Origin of the sequence: Myroides phaeus (genome assembly GCF_009799805.1) — a bacterium.
Lineage (GTDB): Bacteria > Bacteroidota > Bacteroidia > Flavobacteriales > Flavobacteriaceae > Flavobacterium > Flavobacterium phaeum_A.
The window spans coordinates 692,264-713,230 of sequence record NZ_CP047050.1; the positions used below are offsets into that span (position 1 = coordinate 692,264).

The 20,967-nt window shown below is 32.4% G+C and carries 22 protein-coding genes and 1 tRNA gene; 13 read left to right on the forward strand and 10 right to left on the reverse strand.

Translation table 11 applies throughout. The annotated features are described in order from the left end of the window. The first annotated feature begins 147 nt into the window (after nucleotides 1–147). The 4 genes from mtgA to GQS07_RS03180 all read left to right on the forward strand — a co-directional run bounded on the left by mtgA (nucleotide 148) and on the right by GQS07_RS03180 (nucleotide 2,902). Nucleotides 148–855: a monofunctional biosynthetic peptidoglycan transglycosylase gene (mtgA, locus tag GQS07_RS03165; protein ID WP_158209576.1), complete on the forward strand. Its 708-nt coding sequence runs from the start codon at nucleotides 148–150 to the stop codon at nucleotides 853–855. A 104-nt stretch (nucleotides 856–959) separates the two neighbouring features. Then, entirely contained in the window at nucleotides 960–1,529 is a 570-nt protein-coding gene (locus GQS07_RS03170) for a hypothetical protein (RefSeq protein ID WP_158209577.1), read from the forward strand. A 178-nt stretch (nucleotides 1,530–1,707) separates the two neighbouring features. Then, nucleotides 1,708–2,181, forward strand: coding sequence for a Dps family protein (locus GQS07_RS03175; RefSeq protein WP_158209578.1), 474 nt, complete (start codon nucleotides 1,708–1,710; stop codon nucleotides 2,179–2,181). Between the two features lie 112 nt (nucleotides 2,182–2,293). Continuing rightward, nucleotides 2,294–2,902 (forward strand): DUF1684 domain-containing protein, encoded by a 609-nt coding sequence (locus GQS07_RS03180; protein ID WP_233269304.1) that lies wholly within the window; start codon nucleotides 2,294–2,296, stop codon nucleotides 2,900–2,902. A 51-nt stretch (nucleotides 2,903–2,953) separates the two neighbouring features. Here the strand turns inward: GQS07_RS03180 and GQS07_RS03185 are convergent, their stop codons facing one another. From GQS07_RS03185 to GQS07_RS03205, 5 genes are all read right to left on the reverse strand, one after another. After that, on the reverse strand, nucleotides 2,954–5,056 hold the full coding sequence (locus tag GQS07_RS03185) for a prolyl oligopeptidase family serine peptidase (protein ID WP_199269113.1): 2,103 nt from the start codon (nucleotides 5,054–5,056) through the stop codon (nucleotides 2,954–2,956). Between the two features lie 131 nt (nucleotides 5,057–5,187). Next, nucleotides 5,188–5,763 carry a DUF4625 domain-containing protein gene (locus GQS07_RS03190; protein ID WP_158209580.1) on the reverse strand — a complete coding sequence of 192 codons (576 nt, stop codon included), beginning with the start codon at nucleotides 5,761–5,763 and terminating at the stop codon, nucleotides 5,188–5,190. Between the two features lie 50 nt (nucleotides 5,764–5,813). Next, nucleotides 5,814–6,146, reverse strand: coding sequence for a hypothetical protein (locus GQS07_RS03195; protein WP_158209581.1), 333 nt, complete (start codon nucleotides 6,144–6,146; stop codon nucleotides 5,814–5,816). Then, nucleotides 6,146–8,512 carry a TonB-dependent receptor gene (locus GQS07_RS03200; RefSeq protein ID WP_158209582.1) on the reverse strand — a complete coding sequence of 789 codons (2,367 nt, stop codon included), beginning with the start codon at nucleotides 8,510–8,512 and terminating at the stop codon, nucleotides 6,146–6,148. Before GQS07_RS03200 ends, GQS07_RS03195 begins: the two co-directional genes overlap by 1 nt. A gap of 66 nt (nucleotides 8,513–8,578) precedes the next feature. After that, on the reverse strand, nucleotides 8,579–8,953 hold the full coding sequence (locus tag GQS07_RS03205; protein WP_158209583.1) for a hypothetical protein: 375 nt from the start codon (nucleotides 8,951–8,953) through the stop codon (nucleotides 8,579–8,581). A gap of 128 nt (nucleotides 8,954–9,081) precedes the next feature. Here GQS07_RS03205 and GQS07_RS03210 point away from each other — a divergent pair, with 128 nt between their 5' ends. The 4 genes from GQS07_RS03210 to GQS07_RS03225 all read left to right on the forward strand — a co-directional run bounded on the left by GQS07_RS03210 (nucleotide 9,082) and on the right by GQS07_RS03225 (nucleotide 14,281). Then, complete coding sequence (locus GQS07_RS03210; RefSeq protein WP_158209584.1) at nucleotides 9,082–10,272, forward strand: aromatic amino acid transporter; 1,191 nt, start codon at nucleotides 9,082–9,084, stop codon at nucleotides 10,270–10,272. Nucleotides 10,273–10,397: 125 nt separating this feature from the next. Next, nucleotides 10,398–11,570, forward strand: a complete 1,173-nt coding sequence (locus GQS07_RS03215; protein ID WP_158209585.1) for a BamA/TamA family outer membrane protein — start codon at nucleotides 10,398–10,400, stop codon at nucleotides 11,568–11,570. Between the two features lie 9 nt (nucleotides 11,571–11,579). After that, the gene (locus GQS07_RS03220) at nucleotides 11,580–13,304 is read left to right on the forward strand and encodes a sulfatase-like hydrolase/transferase (RefSeq protein WP_158209586.1); all 1,725 of its coding nucleotides are present in this window, start codon (nucleotides 11,580–11,582) and stop codon (nucleotides 13,302–13,304) included. A gap of 11 nt (nucleotides 13,305–13,315) precedes the next feature. Then, nucleotides 13,316–14,281, forward strand: a complete 966-nt coding sequence (locus GQS07_RS03225; protein WP_158209587.1) for a PCMD domain-containing protein — start codon at nucleotides 13,316–13,318, stop codon at nucleotides 14,279–14,281. Nucleotides 14,282–14,369: 88 nt separating this feature from the next. Here GQS07_RS03225 and GQS07_RS03230 read toward each other — a convergent pair whose 3' ends face one another. The 3 genes from GQS07_RS03230 to GQS07_RS03240 are packed head-to-tail and all read right to left on the reverse strand — an operon-like array spanning nucleotide 14,370 to nucleotide 15,811. Further along, nucleotides 14,370–14,984 carry an FAD-dependent oxidoreductase gene (locus GQS07_RS03230; protein WP_158209588.1) on the reverse strand — a complete coding sequence of 205 codons (615 nt, stop codon included), beginning with the start codon at nucleotides 14,982–14,984 and terminating at the stop codon, nucleotides 14,370–14,372. A gap of 5 nt (nucleotides 14,985–14,989) precedes the next feature. After that, nucleotides 14,990–15,184 (reverse strand): hypothetical protein, encoded by a 195-nt coding sequence (locus tag GQS07_RS03235; protein ID WP_090407780.1) that lies wholly within the window; start codon nucleotides 15,182–15,184, stop codon nucleotides 14,990–14,992. Nucleotides 15,185–15,235: 51 nt separating this feature from the next. Next, a complete protein-coding gene (locus tag GQS07_RS03240; protein ID WP_158209589.1) occupies nucleotides 15,236–15,811 on the reverse strand; it encodes a MarC family protein in 576 nt (191 codons plus the stop codon). A gap of 398 nt (nucleotides 15,812–16,209) precedes the next feature. On the opposite strand from GQS07_RS03240, the gene GQS07_RS03245 reads away from it, so the two are divergent. Next, nucleotides 16,210–16,785: a DUF3109 family protein gene (locus tag GQS07_RS03245; protein ID WP_158211319.1), complete on the forward strand. Its 576-nt coding sequence runs from the start codon at nucleotides 16,210–16,212 to the stop codon at nucleotides 16,783–16,785. A gap of 1 nt (nucleotide 16,786) precedes the next feature. Here the strand turns inward: GQS07_RS03245 and GQS07_RS03250 are convergent, their stop codons facing one another. Beyond that, nucleotides 16,787–17,224 carry a retropepsin-like aspartic protease gene (locus GQS07_RS03250; RefSeq protein WP_158209590.1) on the reverse strand — a complete coding sequence of 146 codons (438 nt, stop codon included), beginning with the start codon at nucleotides 17,222–17,224 and terminating at the stop codon, nucleotides 16,787–16,789. Nucleotides 17,225–17,304: 80 nt separating this feature from the next. Between GQS07_RS03250 and GQS07_RS03255 the strand changes: the two genes are divergently transcribed. From GQS07_RS03255 to GQS07_RS03270, 4 genes are all read left to right on the forward strand, one after another. After that, on the forward strand, nucleotides 17,305–18,075 hold the full coding sequence (locus tag GQS07_RS03255; protein ID WP_158209591.1) for a TatD family hydrolase: 771 nt from the start codon (nucleotides 17,305–17,307) through the stop codon (nucleotides 18,073–18,075). Between the two features lie 44 nt (nucleotides 18,076–18,119). Next, nucleotides 18,120–19,256: a 1-acyl-sn-glycerol-3-phosphate acyltransferase gene (locus GQS07_RS03260; protein WP_158209592.1), complete on the forward strand. Its 1,137-nt coding sequence runs from the start codon at nucleotides 18,120–18,122 to the stop codon at nucleotides 19,254–19,256. After that, nucleotides 19,246–20,274, forward strand: a complete 1,029-nt coding sequence (locus GQS07_RS03265; RefSeq protein ID WP_158209593.1) for an asparaginase — start codon at nucleotides 19,246–19,248, stop codon at nucleotides 20,272–20,274. The genes GQS07_RS03260 and GQS07_RS03265 overlap by 11 nt, the downstream gene beginning before the upstream one ends. 20 nt (nucleotides 20,275–20,294) lie before the next feature. Then, a tRNA-Ser gene (locus GQS07_RS03270) sits at nucleotides 20,295–20,379 on the forward strand. 152 nt (nucleotides 20,380–20,531) lie between these two features. Here the strand turns inward: GQS07_RS03270 and GQS07_RS03275 are convergent. Beyond that, complete coding sequence (locus GQS07_RS03275) at nucleotides 20,532–20,708, reverse strand: hypothetical protein (protein WP_158209594.1); 177 nt, start codon at nucleotides 20,706–20,708, stop codon at nucleotides 20,532–20,534. Nucleotides 20,709–20,967 lie beyond the last annotated feature (259 nt).

Sequence of the window (20,967 nt, forward strand, 5' to 3'; positions counted from 1 at the left end):
AGAAAAGAGAATTTATTTCCCTCTTATTACTTATTTTAAATACAGAAAAAACTCACTAATTATAGTGAGTTTTTTTTTATTCGTATTTTTATCAAACAGTTGTAATTTTAATTACTTTTGTCCGATTTTTAAAACGCCCATTTAGGTATGCTACGAAGACTTACAAGATTCATTTTCAAAATATTACTTCTTTTTTTCGGACTTAGTATTTTTTCAGTAATCTTTTTCAGGTTTGTTCCAATTCCATTTACTCCATTAATGTTTATTAGAGTATATGAACAAGTGAAAGATGACAAAGAAATTAAACTTGAACACAAATGGGTTTCAATTGACAAAATAAGCGTCAACCTCCAAAAAGCAGTAATTGCAAGTGAAGATGGTCATTTCTTAAAACACAATGGTTTTGATTTTAAAGCCATTGAAAAAGCAATGAAAAATAACGAGAAAGGCAAACGTATTAAAGGAGGTAGTACTATTTCTCAACAAACAGCTAAAAATGTTTTTCTATGGCCAGGGAGGAGTTATATCAGAAAAGGCTTTGAAGCATATTTTACAGTTTTAATCGAGCTTTTATGGTCTAAAGAACGTATCTTAGAGGTATACCTCAATAGCATAGAAATGGGAAATGGAGTTTATGGTGCACAAGCAGCAGCTAAACACTGGTATAAAAAAGATGCAAACAAATTGACACCTACTGAAGCCGCAGGAATTGCTGTTATTTTACCGAACCCACGAAAATACAAGGCAACAAATTCAGGGCCATATATCACTAAACGAAAACAAATTATAACAAGATATGTCAATGGATTTGGCCCACTCAATTTAAAAAAAGTAGAGAAAAGCACTAAAAAATAGAGAAATAGAGAAATAGAGAAGTATAATTATTTTTTGATACAAATTTTATAATAATTATATTTTTTAATAACTTTGAACAAATATATATTTTAAAATAAATTACTATGAAAAAATTATTGTTATCATTGGCCGTTGTTGGGATGTTATTTGCTACATCATGTAAAGACACTAAAGCAGAAGAAGGAGCTCAAGTTGAAGCTACTGCTGACTTAAGTTCTTTTGAAAACGCTACTAAAGAAGCTGAAGCTAAATTAGAAGAAGCTAAAAAAGCTGTAGAAGCTGCTGCTACTGCTGGAGACGAAAAAGCTAAAGAAGAAGCACAAAAAGCATTAGACGCTGCTCAACAAACTTGGGACGAAGCTAAAGCTAAATTAGAAGACGCTACTAAAGCTGCAAAAGAAGAAGCTGAAAAATTAGCTAACAAAGCTACTGAAGCTACTGAAGATGCTAAACAAGCTGTAGAAGACGTTAAAGATGCTGCTGCTGAAAAAGTAGAAGATGCTAAAAAAGCTGTAGAAGAAACTAAAGAAGCTGCTGCTGAAAAAGTAGAAGACGCTAAAAAAGCTGTAGAAGAAACTAAAGAAGCTGCTGCTAAAAAAGTAGAAGAAACTAAAGAAGCTGCTAACGAAGCTAAGAAGTCATTGAAAAATGCTGCTGACGCTTTCAAAAAGTAATCAGTTTACACCTTATAAATTAAAGGAGCTATTTTAGCTCCTTTTTTTTTGCTTATATGCCAAAAAACGTATCATATCATATTCATTATCAATAGCTAAATAATTTTATTCGATTAAAACCACTTTCTATTTTCTTGTTGAATAAGTAATTTTACATCAACAAAAAAAATGAATAACTATGAAAACAAATATTGGAATTACACCGGAAGCTCGTCAATCAATTACAGACATTTTATCACAATTATTAGCTGACGAGTTTGTACTATTTACAAAAACAAGAAATGCACATTACAACGTTGAAGGCATCGACTTTCACGCGATGCATTTATTCTTTGAAACACAATATGACGAATTAGAAGAAAGAATTGATGCTGTAGCAGAAAGAATTCGCCATTTAGGTCATTACGCACCTTCTTCATTAAAAGACTACCTTAGATTGACTCATTTAACTGAAGAAAGAGACAATGAAGGAAATGATAGTGCTTCTTGGATAAAAGACTTAACGAAAGACCACGAGGCCATTATTATCTTTATCAGAGAGAATATTGAAACAATTGAAGAACTTAATGATGCTGGAACAGCTGACTTCTTAATTGGATTAATGGAAGAACACGAAAAAGCAGCGTGGATGTTACGTGCCCATATAAAATAAACAATTGCTTAAGAAAAAGATAAAAGACTTGCCTATATATAGGCAAGTCTTTTACTTTATACCTACTTCAATAAAGTATAGTATATTTACAAATCACAAACACTAAAGTAATATGAAAAAATTCATCGCTATGGCAATGTTAGCCTTAGTTGGAGTAGCTTGCTCAAACAATGAACAATCAGAAGAAGCACGTGCTGAACAATTTCAAAAAAACTTAAATAAGGAATTTAGTGATGCTAAGTCATCTCCACTTCCTAAAGATGCACTTAAAAAGTTTAAATCGTTAGACTACTTCCCTATCTCTGAAGACTTCGTCATTGAAGGAGCATTAGTAAGAACTCCTGATGAACAACCTTTTGAAATGCCAACTACAACGCACAGAAAACCTGTTTATGTAAAATATGGGGAGATAAACTTTTCATTAAACAATAAAAATTTCAAGCTTGATGTTTTTCAAGATGTAGCATTACGTGAAAAGAAAGAATATGCTAAACACTTATTTCTTCCTTTTACAGACTTAACTTCTGGAGTTACATCTTACGGAGGCGGAAGATATATAGATTTACAAATACCTGAAGGGGACAAAATTATCATCAACTTTAATTTAGCATATAACCCATATTGTGTTTATAATCCTAAATTTTCTTGTCCTATTCCACCAGAACAGAACTTCATTGAAGCAGATATTAATGCGGGAGTAAAAGATTACAAATACGAATAAAAAAAAGCCGAGTTAATTAACTCGGCTTTTCTGTTTATAATAAATCTACTATTATTTTAATTTTTTAATTCCCATACTATACAAAGTGAACGCTTGTAGATCAACATTCTCTTGTATTTGTTGCGCTATCGACTTACCAGCACCATGACCAGCATTTGTTTCGATACGGATTAACATAGGGTTAGTTCCTTTGTTCTTCTCTTGTAACGTAGCAGCAAATTTAAAACTGTGTGCAGGTACAACTCTATCATCGTGATCTCCAGTAGTAACCATCGTTGCAGGATAAGCAATCTCTTTCACATTATGAAGAGGAGAATATCCTTTTAAATAATCAAACATTTCTTTGCTATCTTCAGATGTTCCATAGTCATACGCCCATCCAGCTCCAGCTGTAAATGTATGGTAACGCAACATATCTAACACTCCAACTGCAGGTAAAGCTACTTTCATTAAATCAGGACGTTGAGTCATTGTAGCTCCAACTAATAATCCTCCATTTGAACCTCCTTTAATAGCAAGGAAATCAGAAGAAGTATACTTATTATCAATTAAATACTGTCCAGCAGCAATAAAGTCATCAAATACATTTTGTTTCTGCATTTTAGTACCAGCTACGTGCCATTCTTTACCATATTCTCCTCCACCTCTTAAGTTAGGAACAGCATAAATACCTCCGTTTTCTAACCAAATAGCATTAGCAATACTGAAAGACGGCGTTAAGCTAATATTAAATCCACCATAAGCATAAAGCATTGTAGGATTCTTTCCATTTAACTCAATACCCTTCTTATGTGTAATAATCATCGGAACTTTAGTACCATCTTTAGAAGTATAGAATACTTGTTTAGACTCATACTGAGAAGAATCAAACTTAACTTTTGGTTGCTCGTAAACTTTAGAAGCCCCTTCTTTTGCATCAAAAGCATAAATAGTTCCAGGAGTAATATAATTTGTAAAAGAATAGTACAACGTAATATCCTCTTTTTTACCTCCAAAACCACTTACAGTTCCTATTCCAGGTAATTCTACCACTCTAACTTCTTTTCCTGTATAATCGTACTGCTTAACAACAGATACAGCATCTTGTAGATAGTTAGCAAAGATATATCCAGCACCTTTTGTTGGCGTTAAAACATTTTTTGTCTCTGGAATAAAGTCAACCCAATTTGCTTGAGCAGCATTATTAGCATCAACTGTTACAACACGCGTATTTGGTGCTTTATAATCTGTTGCTATAAACAACTTACCATCTTTACTATCTAAAACACCACTACTACTCTCAAAGTTATTAACAATGTTAATAATTGGGCTATTTGTTTTAGTTAAGTCTTGAATATACAATTCGTTTCCATAAGTAGAATTTGCAGCTGTAATAACTAAATATTTATTATCACCTGTAACATAACCACCTACATATCTTCTCTTTTTATCTTTTCCAAAAATTAGTGCGTCTTCTTTTTGTGCAGTACCTAATTTGTGGTAATACAACTTATGTTGGTCAGTCTTAGCAGACAATTCACTTCCTTCAGGCTTGTCATAACTTGAATAATAAAATCCTTCATTACCAAACCAAGAAACACCACTAAACTTTACATCAACAAGTGTATCTCCAATTACCTTTTTTGTTTCAGCATCTAAAACAATAATCTTTCTCCAATCACTTCCTCCTTCAGAAATTGCGTATGCAACTTTAGAACCATCTTCAGAAAAATCAACACTACCTAAAGAAGTTGTTCCATCTTTAGAAAACTTATTTGGATCTAAGAAAACCTCTTCCTTACCAGCCTCATCTTTTCTATATAAGATAGATTGATTTTGTAAACCATCATTTTTAAAGAAATAAGTATATTTTCCTTCTTTAAAAGGAGCACCTATTTTCTCGTAATTCCACGCTTCCTCCATTTGTTTTTTCAAATCATCTCGGAAAGGAATTTGAGCTAAATAATTGTAAGTAACCTCATTCTCTGCTTTCACCCAAGCTGCAGTTTCTTCAGAGCGGTCATCTTCTAACCAACGATAAGGATCAGCAACATCAACTCCAAAATAAGTATCTACTACTTCACCTTTATTCGTTACTGGGTATTTCAATGCCTCAGCAGTTGAACTATCTCCTTGTTTACACGATATAACGATTGTAGCAACAAGCAGAGTCATAAATGTTTTTCTCATAAATAGGGTAATAATTAGTTATAAAACAAATATAAATAAATATAGGTAGTAATCCCATCTTTATGGCACTATACCAAAAGCAAAAAGCAAGGATATCCTTGCTCTTTGTTATTTTATTAATGATTATGGTCGTGATCTCCTTCTTCATGGTCGTGGTCGTGATCGTGATCGTGTCCACCACTACCTTCACCTGGTCCAACAATTTCAATGTTTCTAAAAACCATTGTTTGGTTTCCTGCCTTATCAAGAACCTGAACCATAAAATGATATGCTCCACGTTTTACGTCTGCAGGAATAACAATTTCGTGATGATGAACATTTGCATTTCTCTGTCCAAAAATATCATCCCATACGCGGAGAAACTTAAAAGCCTTACGATTTTCATTTTCCTCATCGTGATCGTGATTATGATCATCGTGTAATATTACAATTGAATGAGAATGATTATGGCTTCCATGATCATGTCCGTCATTAACATGTATATCTACTTTATAACTTCCTAAAGCGATATTATCCGATAATTCCATATCAAAGTGAATATCTTTTCCCGCTTCAAGTTTTGCCCCTTCAACGGGTGCATTTAATATTACTACTGGTTTTTCTGTATCAATACCGTCATCACCAGTAGTACATGAACTAAAACCTACTATACTTAAAATTGATAAAACGAATATATTTTTTACTGTTTTCATTTTTTTACTTTTTTACTATTAAAATTTCTTTGTTTTGATAATTGAGTTTCCTAAATGTAAAATACATTTGGAGGTCCTCTTAACCAATAGAAATTAATAGTATTCAGTAGGATAAGACATTCTCTAAAGGCAACTTTTTCAATATACTGATGTACATAGAAAGGCTCCCATTCAACAATGTCGATAACAAGAGCTGGTGATATTTTATATAGATATTGATCACAATAATGAACAGTATCTGCATCAACCCACTCCGTTTTATTAGTTCGAACACCATATTGGTGCTCTATGATGACATAGTGTAAAAGATTGCTTATATGTGGAACTAAAAAAACCACATACATAAAGGCGAACCAAATTACACGTATGCTTCTTTTTGTCATTAAAACGGAATCTGTATCATCAATTGAATTGATCTACCTAACTCCGGAATCTCTAATGGGCGATAGAAACTCATATGATTTAATATCTTAGTATCAAAGATATTTGTTGCTGTTAAGCTTGCTTTCGCTTCAAACTTACCGAATAATAAAGTCGAAGAAATACCTGCTCCAAAGCTTTGTGAACTTGGAGTTATAGCTTCACCTTGAGCAATTCTCTCTTGTCTTCCAAACCACTTCCCATTAAAATGCACTTCCGGTTGTTTTAAAAATCTCCAATCGTTAAAGGCATATTTCAACTCCCCATAAAAGTTCATTGGAGGAGAAAAAGGCAATGGATAGTCTCCTTTTTTACCATTAGACAACTGTCGATTATAAATATATTCAAACACTCCCTCAAACGTAAAGTTCTTCAAGAATTGCTTTTCAACCTTCCATTCAAAACCAGTAATTAATGCTTTAGACTGTGAATATTGATAAATTTGCCCACTATCAGGTAATACAGAGAAAGTACCAGTAGGTCTTAAAAAAATATAATTTGTAAAGTAATAAGCATAAGGACTTACAGAAGTATTAAAACCTTCTGTTTCATAACTTGCTCTAAAATCAAAAGCAACTCCTTGTTCTGGTTTTAAATTTGCATATCCCTTTTCGTGTCTAAACGCTCCGTGATGCACACCATTTGAAGCCAACTCAATTGCAGTTGGGAATCTAAAGTTTGTTCCGAAAGTACTTGCTAATTGAATTTTAGAAGTAAGTTCGTACTTAGCACCAATCATTCCGTTAAAACTTGTAAAGCTTTTATCTAACTTACTACTGCGTTGTGCATAATCTCCAGCGAAATTAGGAGAATGTCCTAAGTCAACTAAATAATCATACAACACATTATCATAAAAAGGTTTTATATGAATTTCTGCATAGTCAACTCTTGCTCCTGCTTCCCAAGACAATCTATCATTTACAAAATGTTCGTGCATTGCAAAAGCACCTACTCCAAAACGATTAAATTTAGGAAGTAAGAATCCGTATCCATCAATTACATTGTTCTGATAATTATACTGAACACCAATTGTAGATTTGTGATTGTTTGGAGAAATATATTCATACTTGGCAGAAGCATCAAATGTATTTAAAGTAAACTGTAACTCTAAATCAGGGTCCTTTTCTGGAGCAACTTGATCTTCAAAGTGAGTATGAAATTTACTCATCTCTTGGCGCTTATTATTTTGAAAAGCCAATACAAAACTCAACTTCTCTCTATCAGATAAATTAAACGTTGATGTATTTACAATCTTAAAGTGATTTACACTTTGATTTGGTAATTCTATATTTCTATGGTTTCCATCATCAACTACAGAAGCAATATTTGGCAATCCGTGTGAACCAGGAAAGAAACCACTCTTATCATAAACATCACTAACGCTTAAAATATTAGAAAAGTCATTAGATACATAACCAACTTGTCCGTACAACGCAAACCCTTTTCCTGCCGTATTTTTCATACGTCTACCATAAATAGGAATGGTTGTATCTAAGTAATTTATACGATCTGTCGGAACACGGTAATCACCATATTCTTGTCCTGTTGCTTTAAACTTATAGAAAAACTTATCCTCTCTTGCCTTTAGCTGTACAGACGCTCCATAAGAATCGTTGACAGTTTTACCAAATACAGTAGCATTTCCTGTAAATGAGTGTACTTGAGGTATCTTTTCATTATTAATTTTAATTACACCTCCAATTGCATCACTACCATACTCAATAGCTCCAACTCCTTTAATAATCTCAACTTCTTCTGTACTAAAAGCATCAATCTCTAATCCGTGATCTGCTCCCCATTGTTGTCCTTCTTGCTTTGCTCCATTTTCAGCAACAGCAATTCTATTAAATCCAAGTCCACGGATAATTGGCTTAGAAGCTCCTGCTCCAATTTCCATAGCATTCACACCAGGCACTGATGCTAATGTCTTTGCAAAAGATCCTGAGAAATTCTCAACCAACTTCTCATTAGACACTTTTTCTGTATTACTAATTGTTTTTAATCCAGCAGTAGATACCACTACTTGATCTAAAAGAGTTGAGTCTTCCTTCAAATGGAAGTGTAACGTAACATCAGACTTCACATTCAAAAGTGTATCAATAGGCATATACCCTAAATAAGATATATTTAAACGATAAGTTCCTTCGACAACAGGGTTAAAGATAAATCTACCTTTTAAATCAGACATAAGTGCCTGGTCTTTAAAAGATATAGTACTTCCCACTAATGCTTCTCCATTAAAATTAGAAACGTCACCTTTAACTGTATAAGTTTGGCCAAAAGTAACTACTGAAAACATTAGTGAAAACACAATAAATAGCATTCTCATTTGATTGCAATAATTTAATTAAACGTAAAAAATACGGTAGGTCTACAAAGACGTACCAAACGAAAATTAAACGTTTGCAGGAGGTGCCCTTAAAGAATAGTAAACATGTGATAATGGAATAAACTCAAGAATTGCTAAATCTTGAACCTTTTGAGATAGTTCAAAATTCACAAAGTCTACTTCCATAATGTCTGCTTGTATATATGGCGTAATAATTACGTCACAAGCAAAACATTTTTCAAGCTGACCATGGTGTTCTTTTAATTGTAAAGTATGTCCATTGTCACTTCTCTTTTCATGAAAGTGAGCATGAGAACTATGTTCTTTTTCATAAGTAGAAGAAGAAAAAATATGCTCATAACTATGCACAAATTGAAAAACAATGGTAAACATAAACGCCACCATTAACAAAATTCTTGCTATGTTCTTCTTTCTTTGCATAATGGCAAATATAGACAGAAAATTAATTAGTTTACACTTTATCTAAATTTTTTACAAAAAGGAAAGTAATTGATTCTCTGATTAAGCCAAATCCTTTCTTACCTTTGCAAGCAAACAAGAATTTAATTATGAATAGTAAACTTTTAGGTAGCATATTGATTATTGCAGGATCATCTATTGGAGGAGGAATGCTTGCAATGCCCATTACTTCTGCAGGAGTAGGTTTTTTAGGCACACTATTATTGCTATTCGTAATTTGGTTTGCTATGTGCTATACAGCCTTGTTAATGGTTCGAATATATGATTTTAATTTACCGACAGATGGTTTTGACACATTGACAAAAAAATATGCTGGTATGGCTGTTAATCGAATTGCTGGACTAAGCTTGATGTTTTTAATTTATGGACTAACTGCTGCTTATATGACAGGAGGAGGAACAATTCTTAAAACTAATGCCGACCAACTTTTTGATACAAATATTGATAGTAGATTCGCAATTCTTATTTTCTCTATTCTCTTCAGTAGTATTGTTTTAATTGGAACGCGATGGGTTGACTTATTTACAAGAGGATTATTTGTTGCAAAACTTATTTTCTTATTCTTACTTGTGGTACTTATGACTCCTTTAATCGAAGGAATCAATTTATTAAGTATGCCTTTATCACAAGGCCTAATCGTTACCGCTATCCCTGCTATTTTTACTTCATTCGGTTTTCACGGAAGTATTCCGAGTATAGTAACCTATTTAGATGGAGATAAAAAACTACTTAAAAAAGCTTTTATCTTAGGAAGCTTATTGCCATTAGTTATCTATTTAATCTGGCAAACAGTTGTATTAGGAAGTTTAGATCAAACTTCATTTATGCAAATATTAAATGACAACTTAGGGTTAAAAGGCTTAATATTAAGTGTTCGTGAAATGGCACAATCCTCTTCTGTAGAAACCTTATTTAGCTTTTTTGCAGCAGCAGCATTAGGAACTTCATTCTTAGGAGTTAGTATCGGTCTTTACGATTACTATAAGGATTTATTTAAAAATAAGCAGAAGCAATTCATCAAACCTCTTTCAGGAGCACTAACTTTTGTACCACCGTTAATGTTTGCCTTATTTTACCCAGAAGGTTTTATCTTAGCATTAGGTTATGCAGCTATAGCAGGAGTTATCTTAGCTCTAATCATACCGAGCATTTTATATTTAAGGGCAATGAAATTTCACAAAATTCAAATTCCATTGTATCAATATATCTTATTGGCAATGATTTTTATTTTCTCTGTGATCATTGTATATGCACAACTAATCGTGGTTCAAAACCAATAATTCTTAATATAAACCAAAATACTGCCAAATAACGTTAATCAATTCTTCTAAAGGCTGTTATTTACCAATATTGAAAATATGAACACTTAGATTTTTTGTATCTTTGCGGCTTATTTTTTCCGTATATGATAAAAAATTACTTACTAATAAAATCCTTATTTATCTTTCTGTTTTTCAGCACAATATCTTTTTCGCAAGAAAACACAAATATTTCATTAGCAGAAACACCGCACGATACAATCATTGAGAAACAAAAGTTTTTTGATCGTATTGTAAGTTATTTTGAAGAAGCAAAAAAAGATAAATCTCAAAGTAAATTTGACCTTTCTTTTATTGGAGGACCAAGTTACTCTGTTGATACTAAACTCGGACTTGGGATTGTTGCTTCAGGTTTATACCGTTTAGACAAAGAAGATATGACTCTTAATCCTTCTAACGTATCTATCTATACTAATTTTACTACAAGTGGTTTCTTCTCTGTGGGAATTGAAAACACAACAATATTTCCTAATGACGACTACCGTATCTTTTATGACATGGCTTTTCAGTATATGCCAAGCAAATTCTACGGTATTGGATATGAAGCAGGAGACAAAGGAGATTTTACAAAATATGACAACTACCAGTTAGGCTTAAAGTTTGACTTATTGCGAAAAGTATTACCTAATACTTATGTTGGTTTAACTTTCTCTGCTCAGAATATAAAAAGTAGAAACTTTGAAGATGAAAGTATGAGACCAGAAGCAAACCCTAAAAACACAGCTATTGGTGGTGGTTTTTTGGCTACCTATGACTCAAGAGACTTTATCCCAAATCCATCTCGAGGATTATATCTTAAATATGAACAAACATTCTTTCCTAAATCATTAGGAAGCAATAAACATTTTGGACGTATTGACTTTACAGCGAGAGCATACCAAGAAATATGGACAAATGCAACGTTAGCTTTTGACCTAAATGGAATTTTCAACAATGGAGAAGTACCTTGGTCAATGTTATCTCAAATTGGTGGTTCACGTCAGATGAGAGGATATTACACAGGTCAATATAGAGATAGAAAACAAATTAACTCTCAAGTAGAATTACGTCAAAAAATATATAACAGACACGGTATAGCTGTTTGGGGAGGTGCAGGAAATGTTTTCGAAAACTTTAAAAACTTTGATTGGAATCATACCTTACCAGCTTATGGTATCGGTTATAGATGGGAATTTAAAAACAGAGTAAATATTCGACTTGACTATGGATTAGGAAAAGGTCAAAGCGGATTCTATTTTAATATTAACGAATCATTCTAATTGTATAGCATGGAAAATGAAGTTGCTAAAAAAGGTCTGATAACAAGACTCATCAATAATCCTATCATTTTATTCTGGTTTTATATTGCAGTTAATATGGCTCCAACTATATTTTTTGCTTTTACACAACCCGTTAATATAATCGGAAAATTAGTTGTTATTATTTTTCCATTAGGACTCTATATGCTGATATTTTCAGTTGTTAAGAATACTGGGTTCTTACAAATCTTATTCTTCCCTTTATTATTTTTACACGCCTTTCAGATTGTCCTTTTCTACTTATTTGGAGAGGATGTTATTGCTGCAGATATGTTTTTAAACGTAGCTACAACAAATACTTCTGAAATCAACGAGCTATTAGGAAGTTTAATTCCTTCAATTGTTTTGGTTTGTGTTTTATACATTCCTCCAACTATTTTCGCAATTTTACAATGGAAGCGCAAAAACTTTTTAGATGTAACATTCAGAAAAAGAAAAGTTCTCCCTGCTTTAGTTTTATTACTTGCCTCATTAGTTCTTTCTTTTGCCAGTGCAAATAACAATACAAACACCTTTGCTTTTAACCAAGATGTTTACCCTGTAAATGCAATTCACAACCTTGGTTTTGCCGTAAATAAATGGGATAAAGTAAAACGTTATCCATTAACATCTGCAGACTTCTCTTACAAAGCTGTAAAAGACACTACTACAACTACTAACAGACAAATCTACGTGTTGATTGTTGGTGAAACGAGTAGAGCAGATAATTGGTCTTTGTATGGTTATGAAAGAGAAACTAACCCTAATCTAAGTCAACAAGAAAACCTTGTGGTATTTGAAGATGCTTTAACTCAATCAAATACCACACATAAAAGTGTTTCAATTATACTTTCAGATGCTGAAGCTGAAAACTACAATTTAATCTATCAAAGAAAGGGAATTATTCACGCTTTTAAAGAAGCAGGTTTTACAACAATATGCCTCTCTAACCAAGCTGAAAACTCTTCTTTTATAGAGTACTTCACCAAAGAAGCTGATATCTATCAAACAATCCGTAAAACGCATAGTGGAACCGGAATGACAGAGAATCATTATGACGAAGAGTTAATTGCTCTAATGGAAGATAAAATAGCTGAAACAGAAGGAGATTTATTCATTTTACTACACACATATGGTTCTCATTTTAATTATATGGAGCGATATCCTGAGTCTTTCCAAAAGTATATGCCAGATGCAGTGGCAGGAGTTAGTAAATCTGAGAAAGAGCATTTAGTAAACGCTTATGACAATTCAATCTTATATACAGATTACTTCCTTTCAGGGACTATAGATGCTTTAAAAAGAACAGAAGCATCAGTTGCTATGCTTTATACTTCTGATCATGGAGAAGATTTATTTGATGATGAAAGAGGTCGTTTCTTACATGCTTCACCAAGCCCAACTTACTATCAATTGAGAATTCCAATTGTTATGTGGTTCTCTGAACCATATAAGCAAGAGTTTCCTGAAAAAGTCAGAATGGCTAATGTGAATAAAGTAAAACCAATCACAACAAATGCTGTTTTCCACACAATGATTGATGCATCTACGATACATACTCCTTATTTAGAAGAAGATTTGTCGTTAGTAAATCCTGATTTTGCAATCAGAGATAGAATGTACTTAAACGATCATGACATTGCAATTCCATATGTAAAAATGAATTTGAAGAAACAAGACTTCAATATGTTGAAAAAAAATAACATCAAAAAATAATACGAAATATCATGTTTAAATTTAATAAGCAATTGCTTTTATCATCATTACTTTTCTTATTTGCTTTTGTTGCCAAAGCACAAAATGAAAAAGTAGAATTACTACCTTTAGGAAATATGAATAATTGGATGGTTCGCGAAATAAAAGAATCATTTATTATCGGAGGAAACACGCAATACCTGTATGAGATTACAGAAAAGAAAGACACTTTAAAAGACAATACTCCTTATAAAAATATAAAATCACCTTGGGCTACCTCTTCTGTATTAGCTACAGTAAGTGGTATTACAAAAGGAAGTGTAACCGTTTATCCAGAAAAAAGAGACAAGGGATTTGCTGCACGTTTAGAAACACGTATTGAACGAGTAAAAGTTCTTGGAGTTATCAATATTAATGTATTAGCAAGTGGTACAATTTTCTTAGGGGAAATGATAGAACCAATTACAGACACTAAAAATCCTCAGAGTAAATTAGTAACAGGTATTCCTTTTACTAAAAAGCCAAAAGCAATGCAATATGACTATAAGGTAACTACAGGAGGTCCATCTCGTCGAGTAAACGGAATGGGAAAAGGTTCTGAAGTGAATAGAAATGACATGGCTGAAATTCAAATTTTACTTCAAAAGAGATGGGAAGACAGCAATGGAAATGTACACGCTAAAAGAGTTGGTACTGGATGGGAGCGCTTTGATAAATCCGTTAAAACTTGGCAGAACAAACATCGTTTAAATGTTAACTACGGTGATATTAGTAAAGAAAAATTCTATGGTTCACATATGGCACTTCGCAAAGGAGAAGATGCTTACTATACAAGAAATAGCAAAGGAAAAATGGTTCCTATCATAGAAGAAGGATGGGGAACAGCAGATGATGAAGTAACGCACTTAATTATTCAGTTCTCTTCAAGTAATGGAGGTGCCTATATTGGAAATACTGATAGTAAATTATGGATTGACAATGTTGGTTTAGTTTATTAAAAAACTACATAAAGAAAAAGCGCGTTTATGTCTAAACGCGCTTTTTTTATCTATTTAAAATAGCAATGAATACTATATCAATTCTATTTTACTTTTTCCTTAAACTATCATGGCTATGAGTCTCAACGCCTCCATTCCACAATGTTAAAATATCTGTAGCAACAGCAGCTCCACTACCAGCAGCAATTGCTAACTGACTACGGTGTCCTGCTAAAGTTCCCGCTACATATAATCCTTCTTTTACTAAATGATCCTCATTCTTTAATTGAATGCGATTTTTAGTTGGCAATGACTTCTTATGAGGCTCTACATATTCCATTAAACCATCAATATCGAATGAGGGGCTTGAATTAGTAGCAATTACAACAGCCTTCGCTTGATAACTTGCCCTATTCGTGGTTACTTCAAAATACCCTTCTTTTAGATAAACAGAAACAACCTTCTCTCCTTTTATTTGTTCAATTTCTTGGTAGTAAGCTAAATCTTCTTGTGATTGCTCTAAAAGATCTCTTCCTAAAGTACCTAATTTAATACCGTAAGCATTGAAAAAAACAGCATCTTGCAACATTGAAGCTTTCTGATGCATTACAATTCCAACCTTTTTATCTTTTACAAAGTCCTTTTTAAAAGCACTCCCTAAAACTTGAGCACAAGAAACTCCAGCTACACCGCCACCAATAATAAGTATGTCAAAAATTGCCATGATTGTTATTTAGTTTTGTCGTCTATTACTTTTGAAGTACGATAAATCAGTACGATACATACAGCACAAAGTAGTGCAACAATCCCTATAATAGCGATTAAACTATCCCCTTGAAACAAGTTGCTAAAATCCAACATCGTTATGTTTAAAATCATTAATGCCGCAGCAAATACAATGATAACGTAGCTAAATATTTTCATTATGAATGATAAAGAATTTAATTTTACTCTTCGAAAGTACAAAAATATTACCTAGTCAAACAAGCCTTTAACATTAGTACTAAATAATTTAACAGCAATCGCAAGTAGTACTACTCCGAATATTTTACGTATAACACTCAATCCTCCAGCTCCTAATAGCTTTTCAATTTTAGCAGATGACTTTAATACAAAAAACACTAATACAAGATTAACAATTATACCAATGATAATATTCGCATTTGAATACTGTGAACGCAACGATAAAATAGTTGTCAAAACTCCTGTACCTGCAATTAAAGGGAACGCTAAAGGTACAATAGACGCAGTTGTCGGTGTATCGTCTCGATAAATTCTAATTCCTAATATCATTTCTAAAGCTAAAAAAAATAATACAAAAGCTCCTGCTACAGCGAATGAACTTACATCAATACCTATCAACCTCAACATTTGCTCTCCTAAAAATAAAAAAGCGATCATAATTACACCCGATACTAAGGTTGCCTTTTCAGACTCTATATATCCTACTCTATTTCTTAAATCTACGATAATAGGTATTGCCCCCATAATATCAATAACAGCAAACAATATCATTGTTATACTAACAATGTCTCTAACATTTACATCCATAACAAGGCTTTTAAAAAAGAATACCTATAAAAATATCCTTTTTTTTTGTTCTTTTAGCCTATAAATAAAAAAACTTTTTACATAAATACATAAAAACTAACAACTTACATCTTAATGATTTAATAAGAAACAAAAGTCTATTCTCTTTAATAATTACAATTCTCCTTCTAATCTAACTTAGCTATATAATTTTTATCAAAAAAAAAGACTCCAAATGCTTATATTTCAACAAACTATCAATTATAAATAGCGTAAGTAATATTCCTATTTTCCTTAAAAAGACGTATACAAGACTATCAGTTTATTTAGCATCAGTATAAAAAAACATATAACAGTTTTATAGACAGAATTATTAGATTAAAGATTTGTAGTTTTGCACACATTAATTTATGAATATTATGTTTCAGATAGGAAAAACGATTGTGTCAGAGGATGTTCTTGAAAAAGAATTTGTTTGTAACCTTTCAGCTTGCAAAGGTGAATGTTGTATTGATGGAGATGCTGGTGCGCCCGTTGAAAAAGGAGAAGTTGATATTTTAAATAAGGTATATGAACACGTAAAGCCATTCTTACGTCCTGAAGGAATAGAGGCTATTGAAACACAAGGTACTTCAATAATTGGAGAAGATGGTGAGTTAGAGACTCCCCTTATTGAAGGAGGAGAATGTGCTTATGTTATATACGAAAACGAAATGGCATTGTGTGGAATTGAAAAAGCTTATAATGAAGGTTTAATTGACTGGAAAAAACCTATTTCTTGCCATTTATACCCTATAAGAATCAAAGAATTCTCATCATTTGAAGCTGTTAACTATCATAAATGGCATATTTGTGGAGATGCTTGTACATTAGGACAAGAATTAGGCGTACCTGTATATAAGTTTCTAAAAGACCCCTTAATTCGAAAATACGGAGAAGATTGGTATAAAGAACTGGAATTAGTTGCAGACGAATATACTAAATTTAAAAAATAAGCTACTTGATATAAAGTACTTTTTCTTTATAATCAATAACTGCTTCACCTTGTAATAATACATCAGAGCCTATAATACCATGTACCGTTTTTGTACCGTATTCAGTTAACGCTACATTGACGTGAGTAAGGTCTAATAACACAAGATTAAACTCTTTGTTATGCCAACGACTCAGTTGTAAATGGTTATTATAGGCTACTTGTGTATACATCCCATTCGCTCCTGCTCCAGAAGCTTTCGTCGTAGACTCTAAAGGTGTAATATTGAACAAATCAATATGAGTAAAATCTATACAACTATTCGAAGCACCTGTATCTATAATAAAATCTCCGATTGCACCATTTACTTTTGCACGCACAAACAGATGATGTGTTTTAGAAATTTTGAAAGGAATTCTCTTGTAACCTTCCTTTTTTAGTACTTCTTTTATTTTTTCCATTGAACAATTATAGTTTAAATTCTTTTTATAAGGTACTTTTGTATCTTAAAATAGCATTTTATACAAAAAACACCTTTAGAATGATTTTTACAGATACGCATACACACCTTTATTCAGACGCCTTTGCAGATGATCGCAAAGAAACAATTAGTCGCGCAATAGCGAATGGAGTGACGCGTTTTTTTATACCAGCTATTGATTCGAGTTATACAAATGCAATGTATGAATTAGAATCAGAATTTCCTGATAATATTTTCTTAATGATGGGACTACACCCTACAGATGTTAAACCCGAAACTTATAAATCAGAATTAGCTTTTGTAGAAAAAGAATTCGAAAAAAGAAAATTTTATGCTGTTGGAGAAATAGGAATTGACTTATATTGGGATAAATCAACTTTACAGATTCAGCAAGAAGCTTTTCAATACCAAATCCAATTAGCAAAAAAATATAAACTACCCATCAATATACATTGTCGAGATGCTTTTGATGAAGTTTTTGAAGTATTAGAAAAAGAAAAAGGTGATGACCTTAGAGGAATTTTCCATTGTTTTACAGGAACACAAGAACAAGCAGAAAAAGCTATTTCATACAACCTTAAATTAGGAATAGGTGGAGTATCCACTTTTAAGAATGGCCAAATTGATAAGTTCTTAAATAAAATCTCAATTGTGGATATCGTATTAGAGACTGATTCTCCGTATCTTGCACCGGTTCCATTTAGAGGAAAAAGAAATGAAAGTGCCTACATTGTCCATATTGCAGAAAAATTAGCTGATATTTACGGACTTTCATTAGCTGAAATAGCAAAACAAACAACAGCCAATTCACAAGCTGTTTTTGGAATTTAACAACAGAAAGCAACATTAATTTGTTTACATAATAAAGTACACTAATGTCTAAGTTTGATTCAATACGCCATTACAAAGATCTTGAGGTAAACGAAGTCTTACAACAGATTTCTAAACACCCAATGATAAAAGCGTTAATGGGTTTTACTTTTCCTAATAAAACTGAAGAAGAATGGATGGAAAGGTTAAGGGAAATAAAATCTATACAGCAATTTCAAGATAACTTTGCTTATTATTCTATTCAAAAGATTCTGGAAAAAAGCTCAAGTGGCTTGACAACTTCAGGTTTTGAAAAATTAGAAAAAAACACACCCTATTTATATATATCTAATCACCGTGATATTCTTATGGATACGTCTCTGTTAAACGTAGCTCTGAAAGATAATGGTTTGATTATGACGGCTTCTGCTATTGGAGATAATCTCGTACAGAAATCCTTTCTTTTAGCATTAGCAAAAGTAAATAGAAACTTTTTAGTAAAACGTGGATTACCTCCTCGTGAATTATTAGAGAGTTCAAAAGTAATGTCTGAATATATTCAGCACTTACTAACAGAAGAAAATCGTTCTGTGTGGATTGCACAAAGAGAAGGACGTACTAAAGACGGTAATGATGCTACTCACCAAGGAGTTTTAAAGATGCTTGCAATGGCAAGTGGAGAAATGAATCCTATTGAGTATCTAAAAAAGATTAAAATAGTACCAGTTTCTATCTCTTATGAATATGACCCTACGGATGCACTAAAAATGCCGCAAATCCTTGCAAAAGCTAATGATGAAGTTTATGTAAAAGATAAGAATGAAGATTTCATTAATCTATATAGTGGTATCATTGGCCAAAAGAGAGGTATTCACATTCATGTTGGAGAAGTTTTAGACCAAGAATTAGATTGTTTAATTAATAGCTCAGAAAAAGTCAATAAACAAATGCAAGCCGTTGCTACAATTATAGACAAGTCTGTAATTAAAAATTATCACCTGTGGCCTACGAATTATATTGCTTACGATTTATTAAATCAAACTAATGAATATGCTGATAAATACACTGAAAAAGAAAAACAACTTTTTGAAAGACGTTTAGAATTACGTGTAGATAAAGCAAATAAAGTAGTGGTTGAAAATTTCTTAGCAATGTATGCTAACCCTGTAATTAATAAGTTAAAACTGAATAATGAACAATAAACCTGCAATTCTGCTTATCTATACTGGTGGTACCATTGGTATGGTTAAGGATTTTAAGACAGGGGCATTACGCGCCTTCAATTTCGACCAACTTGTTGAACGTATTCCAGAATTACACTTATTAGAATGTTCTATTGAAACATACTCTTTTGAGGTGCCGATTGATTCTTCTGATATGCGTCCTGAGATGTGGGTTCAAATGGCAAGTGTTATTGAAGAAAATTATAAAAAGTTTGACGGTTTTGTGATTCTACATGGTTCTGATACGATGTCATATTCTGCATCTGCTCTTAGTTTTATGTTAGAAAACACACGAAAACCAATTATCTTGACAGGATCTCAATTGCCTATTGGAGATTTACGTACTGATGCAAAAGAGAATTTAATTACGGCTATTCAAATCGCAGCGTTACAAGAAAATAGCAAACCTGTTATTCAAGAAGTATGCTTGTATTTTGAATATAAATTATATCGTGGAAATAGAACCTCTAAAGTGAGTTCTGAATTATTTAATGCGTTCACCTCACCAAATATTCCACATTTGGCAGAGTCGGGTGTAAACTTGAGAGTAAACAAAGCTTTGTTAGAATACAAAAATGAGACGTTACCTTTGACTGTTCATAAAGAAATGTCGAGAAATGTAATGATCTTAAAAGTTTTCCCTGGTATTCAACAAAAAGTGCTAAAAGCAATTTTAAACATTGAAGATTTAGAGGGCATAGTATTAGAAACTTATGGTTCTGGTAATGCTCCTACAGAGTCTTGGTTCTTACACACTCTGGCAGAAGCTATCGCAAAAGGACTAAAAGTAATTAATGTTACACAATGCTCAAGTGGTAGTGTTCATATGGGGAAATACGAAACGAGTACTGAATTAAAAGAAATTGGTGTAATCTCAGGAAAAGATATCACTACTGAAGCAGCCATTACTAAACTAATGTTTTTATTGGCTCAAAAAAATGTTGTAGACTTTAAAGAAGCATTTGAAACTCCTATTTGTGGAGAAATGGAGATTTAAATTACTATATTAGGCGAATTAGAGGGGTGGCCGAGCGGTCGAAGGCGCACGCCTGGAAAGTGTGTATACAGCAATGTATCGAGGGTTCGAATCCCTTCTCCTCTGCATATCGTATAAGCTACCGTAACAGGTAGCTTTTTTTATATTACACTTATTTTTCACAGAACTATAAATGCTCAAAATATGCCTTAACTAATAAAATAAGCGTAATAAAAATATTGTCTATCTTTTTTACTGTTACTTCACTATCACTTTTTTCAAAGCTTTAAAAGTATCATATTGTAATCTCCATATCCCATCAGGTGGAATAGTGGTAGGATTTCTACTTCTGTAAATCTTGATTCGTTTGATTTATACACAATAAAAGGCACCTCTAAATACACATCTGAAACTCTTTTACGCAGCTTTCCTTCTATTGCATTGTCGTTAATCATTCCTTCTAATTCATCCTTTTAATCATAAGACAACTCAATCTTAAGATTCTGTCCTTTTATATATACTGTTTCAAATTGGTAAAAGAGAGCAGTTAATCCAACTTATTACATTTAAACCACCATATTTCACAAAATACAACAACACTAATTCGCCTTTAATCTTCACAAGAAACAATCATAAAACGAAATTTAATCAAAACAAAAACTATAAATATTAATAAATTTCAATATCAGTTATTTTTTTATACTAAAATTTTTC

Excerpts from the sequence above, each read along its gene's own strand:
- mtgA (WP_158209576.1), top strand. The coding sequence starts at position 148 with ATGCTACGAAGACTTACAAGATTCATTTTCAAAATATTACTTCTTTTT.
- GQS07_RS03170 (WP_158209577.1), top strand. The coding sequence starts at position 960 with ATGAAAAAATTATTGTTATCATTGGCCGTTGTTGGGATGTTATTTGCT.
- GQS07_RS03175 (WP_158209578.1), top strand. The coding sequence starts at position 1,708 with ATGAAAACAAATATTGGAATTACACCGGAAGCTCGTCAATCAATTACA.
- GQS07_RS03180 (WP_233269304.1), top strand. The coding sequence starts at position 2,294 with ATGAAAAAATTCATCGCTATGGCAATGTTAGCCTTAGTTGGAGTAGCT.
- GQS07_RS03185 (WP_199269113.1), bottom strand. The coding sequence starts at position 5,056 with ATGACTCTGCTTGTTGCTACAATCGTTATATCGTGTAAACAAGGAGAT.
- GQS07_RS03190 (WP_158209580.1), bottom strand. The coding sequence starts at position 5,763 with ATGAAAACAGTAAAAAATATATTCGTTTTATCAATTTTAAGTATAGTA.
- GQS07_RS03195 (WP_158209581.1), bottom strand. The coding sequence starts at position 6,146 with ATGACAAAAAGAAGCATACGTGTAATTTGGTTCGCCTTTATGTATGTG.
- GQS07_RS03200 (WP_158209582.1), bottom strand. The coding sequence starts at position 8,512 with ATGAGAATGCTATTTATTGTGTTTTCACTAATGTTTTCAGTAGTTACT.
- GQS07_RS03205 (WP_158209583.1), bottom strand. The coding sequence starts at position 8,953 with ATGCAAAGAAAGAAGAACATAGCAAGAATTTTGTTAATGGTGGCGTTT.
- GQS07_RS03210 (WP_158209584.1), top strand. The coding sequence starts at position 9,082 with ATGAATAGTAAACTTTTAGGTAGCATATTGATTATTGCAGGATCATCT.
- GQS07_RS03215 (WP_158209585.1), top strand. The coding sequence starts at position 10,398 with ATGATAAAAAATTACTTACTAATAAAATCCTTATTTATCTTTCTGTTT.
- GQS07_RS03220 (WP_158209586.1), top strand. The coding sequence starts at position 11,580 with ATGGAAAATGAAGTTGCTAAAAAAGGTCTGATAACAAGACTCATCAAT.
- GQS07_RS03225 (WP_158209587.1), top strand. The coding sequence starts at position 13,316 with ATGTTTAAATTTAATAAGCAATTGCTTTTATCATCATTACTTTTCTTA.
- GQS07_RS03230 (WP_158209588.1), bottom strand. The coding sequence starts at position 14,984 with ATGGCAATTTTTGACATACTTATTATTGGTGGCGGTGTAGCTGGAGTT.
- GQS07_RS03235 (WP_090407780.1), bottom strand. The coding sequence starts at position 15,184 with ATGAAAATATTTAGCTACGTTATCATTGTATTTGCTGCGGCATTAATG.
- GQS07_RS03240 (WP_158209589.1), bottom strand. The coding sequence starts at position 15,811 with ATGGATGTAAATGTTAGAGACATTGTTAGTATAACAATGATATTGTTT.
- GQS07_RS03245 (WP_158211319.1), top strand. The coding sequence starts at position 16,210 with ATGTTTCAGATAGGAAAAACGATTGTGTCAGAGGATGTTCTTGAAAAA.
- GQS07_RS03250 (WP_158209590.1), bottom strand. The coding sequence starts at position 17,224 with ATGGAAAAAATAAAAGAAGTACTAAAAAAGGAAGGTTACAAGAGAATT.
- GQS07_RS03255 (WP_158209591.1), top strand. The coding sequence starts at position 17,305 with ATGATTTTTACAGATACGCATACACACCTTTATTCAGACGCCTTTGCA.
- GQS07_RS03260 (WP_158209592.1), top strand. The coding sequence starts at position 18,120 with ATGTCTAAGTTTGATTCAATACGCCATTACAAAGATCTTGAGGTAAAC.
- GQS07_RS03265 (WP_158209593.1), top strand. The coding sequence starts at position 19,246 with ATGAACAATAAACCTGCAATTCTGCTTATCTATACTGGTGGTACCATT.
- GQS07_RS03275 (WP_158209594.1), bottom strand. The coding sequence starts at position 20,708 with ATGATTAACGACAATGCAATAGAAGGAAAGCTGCGTAAAAGAGTTTCA.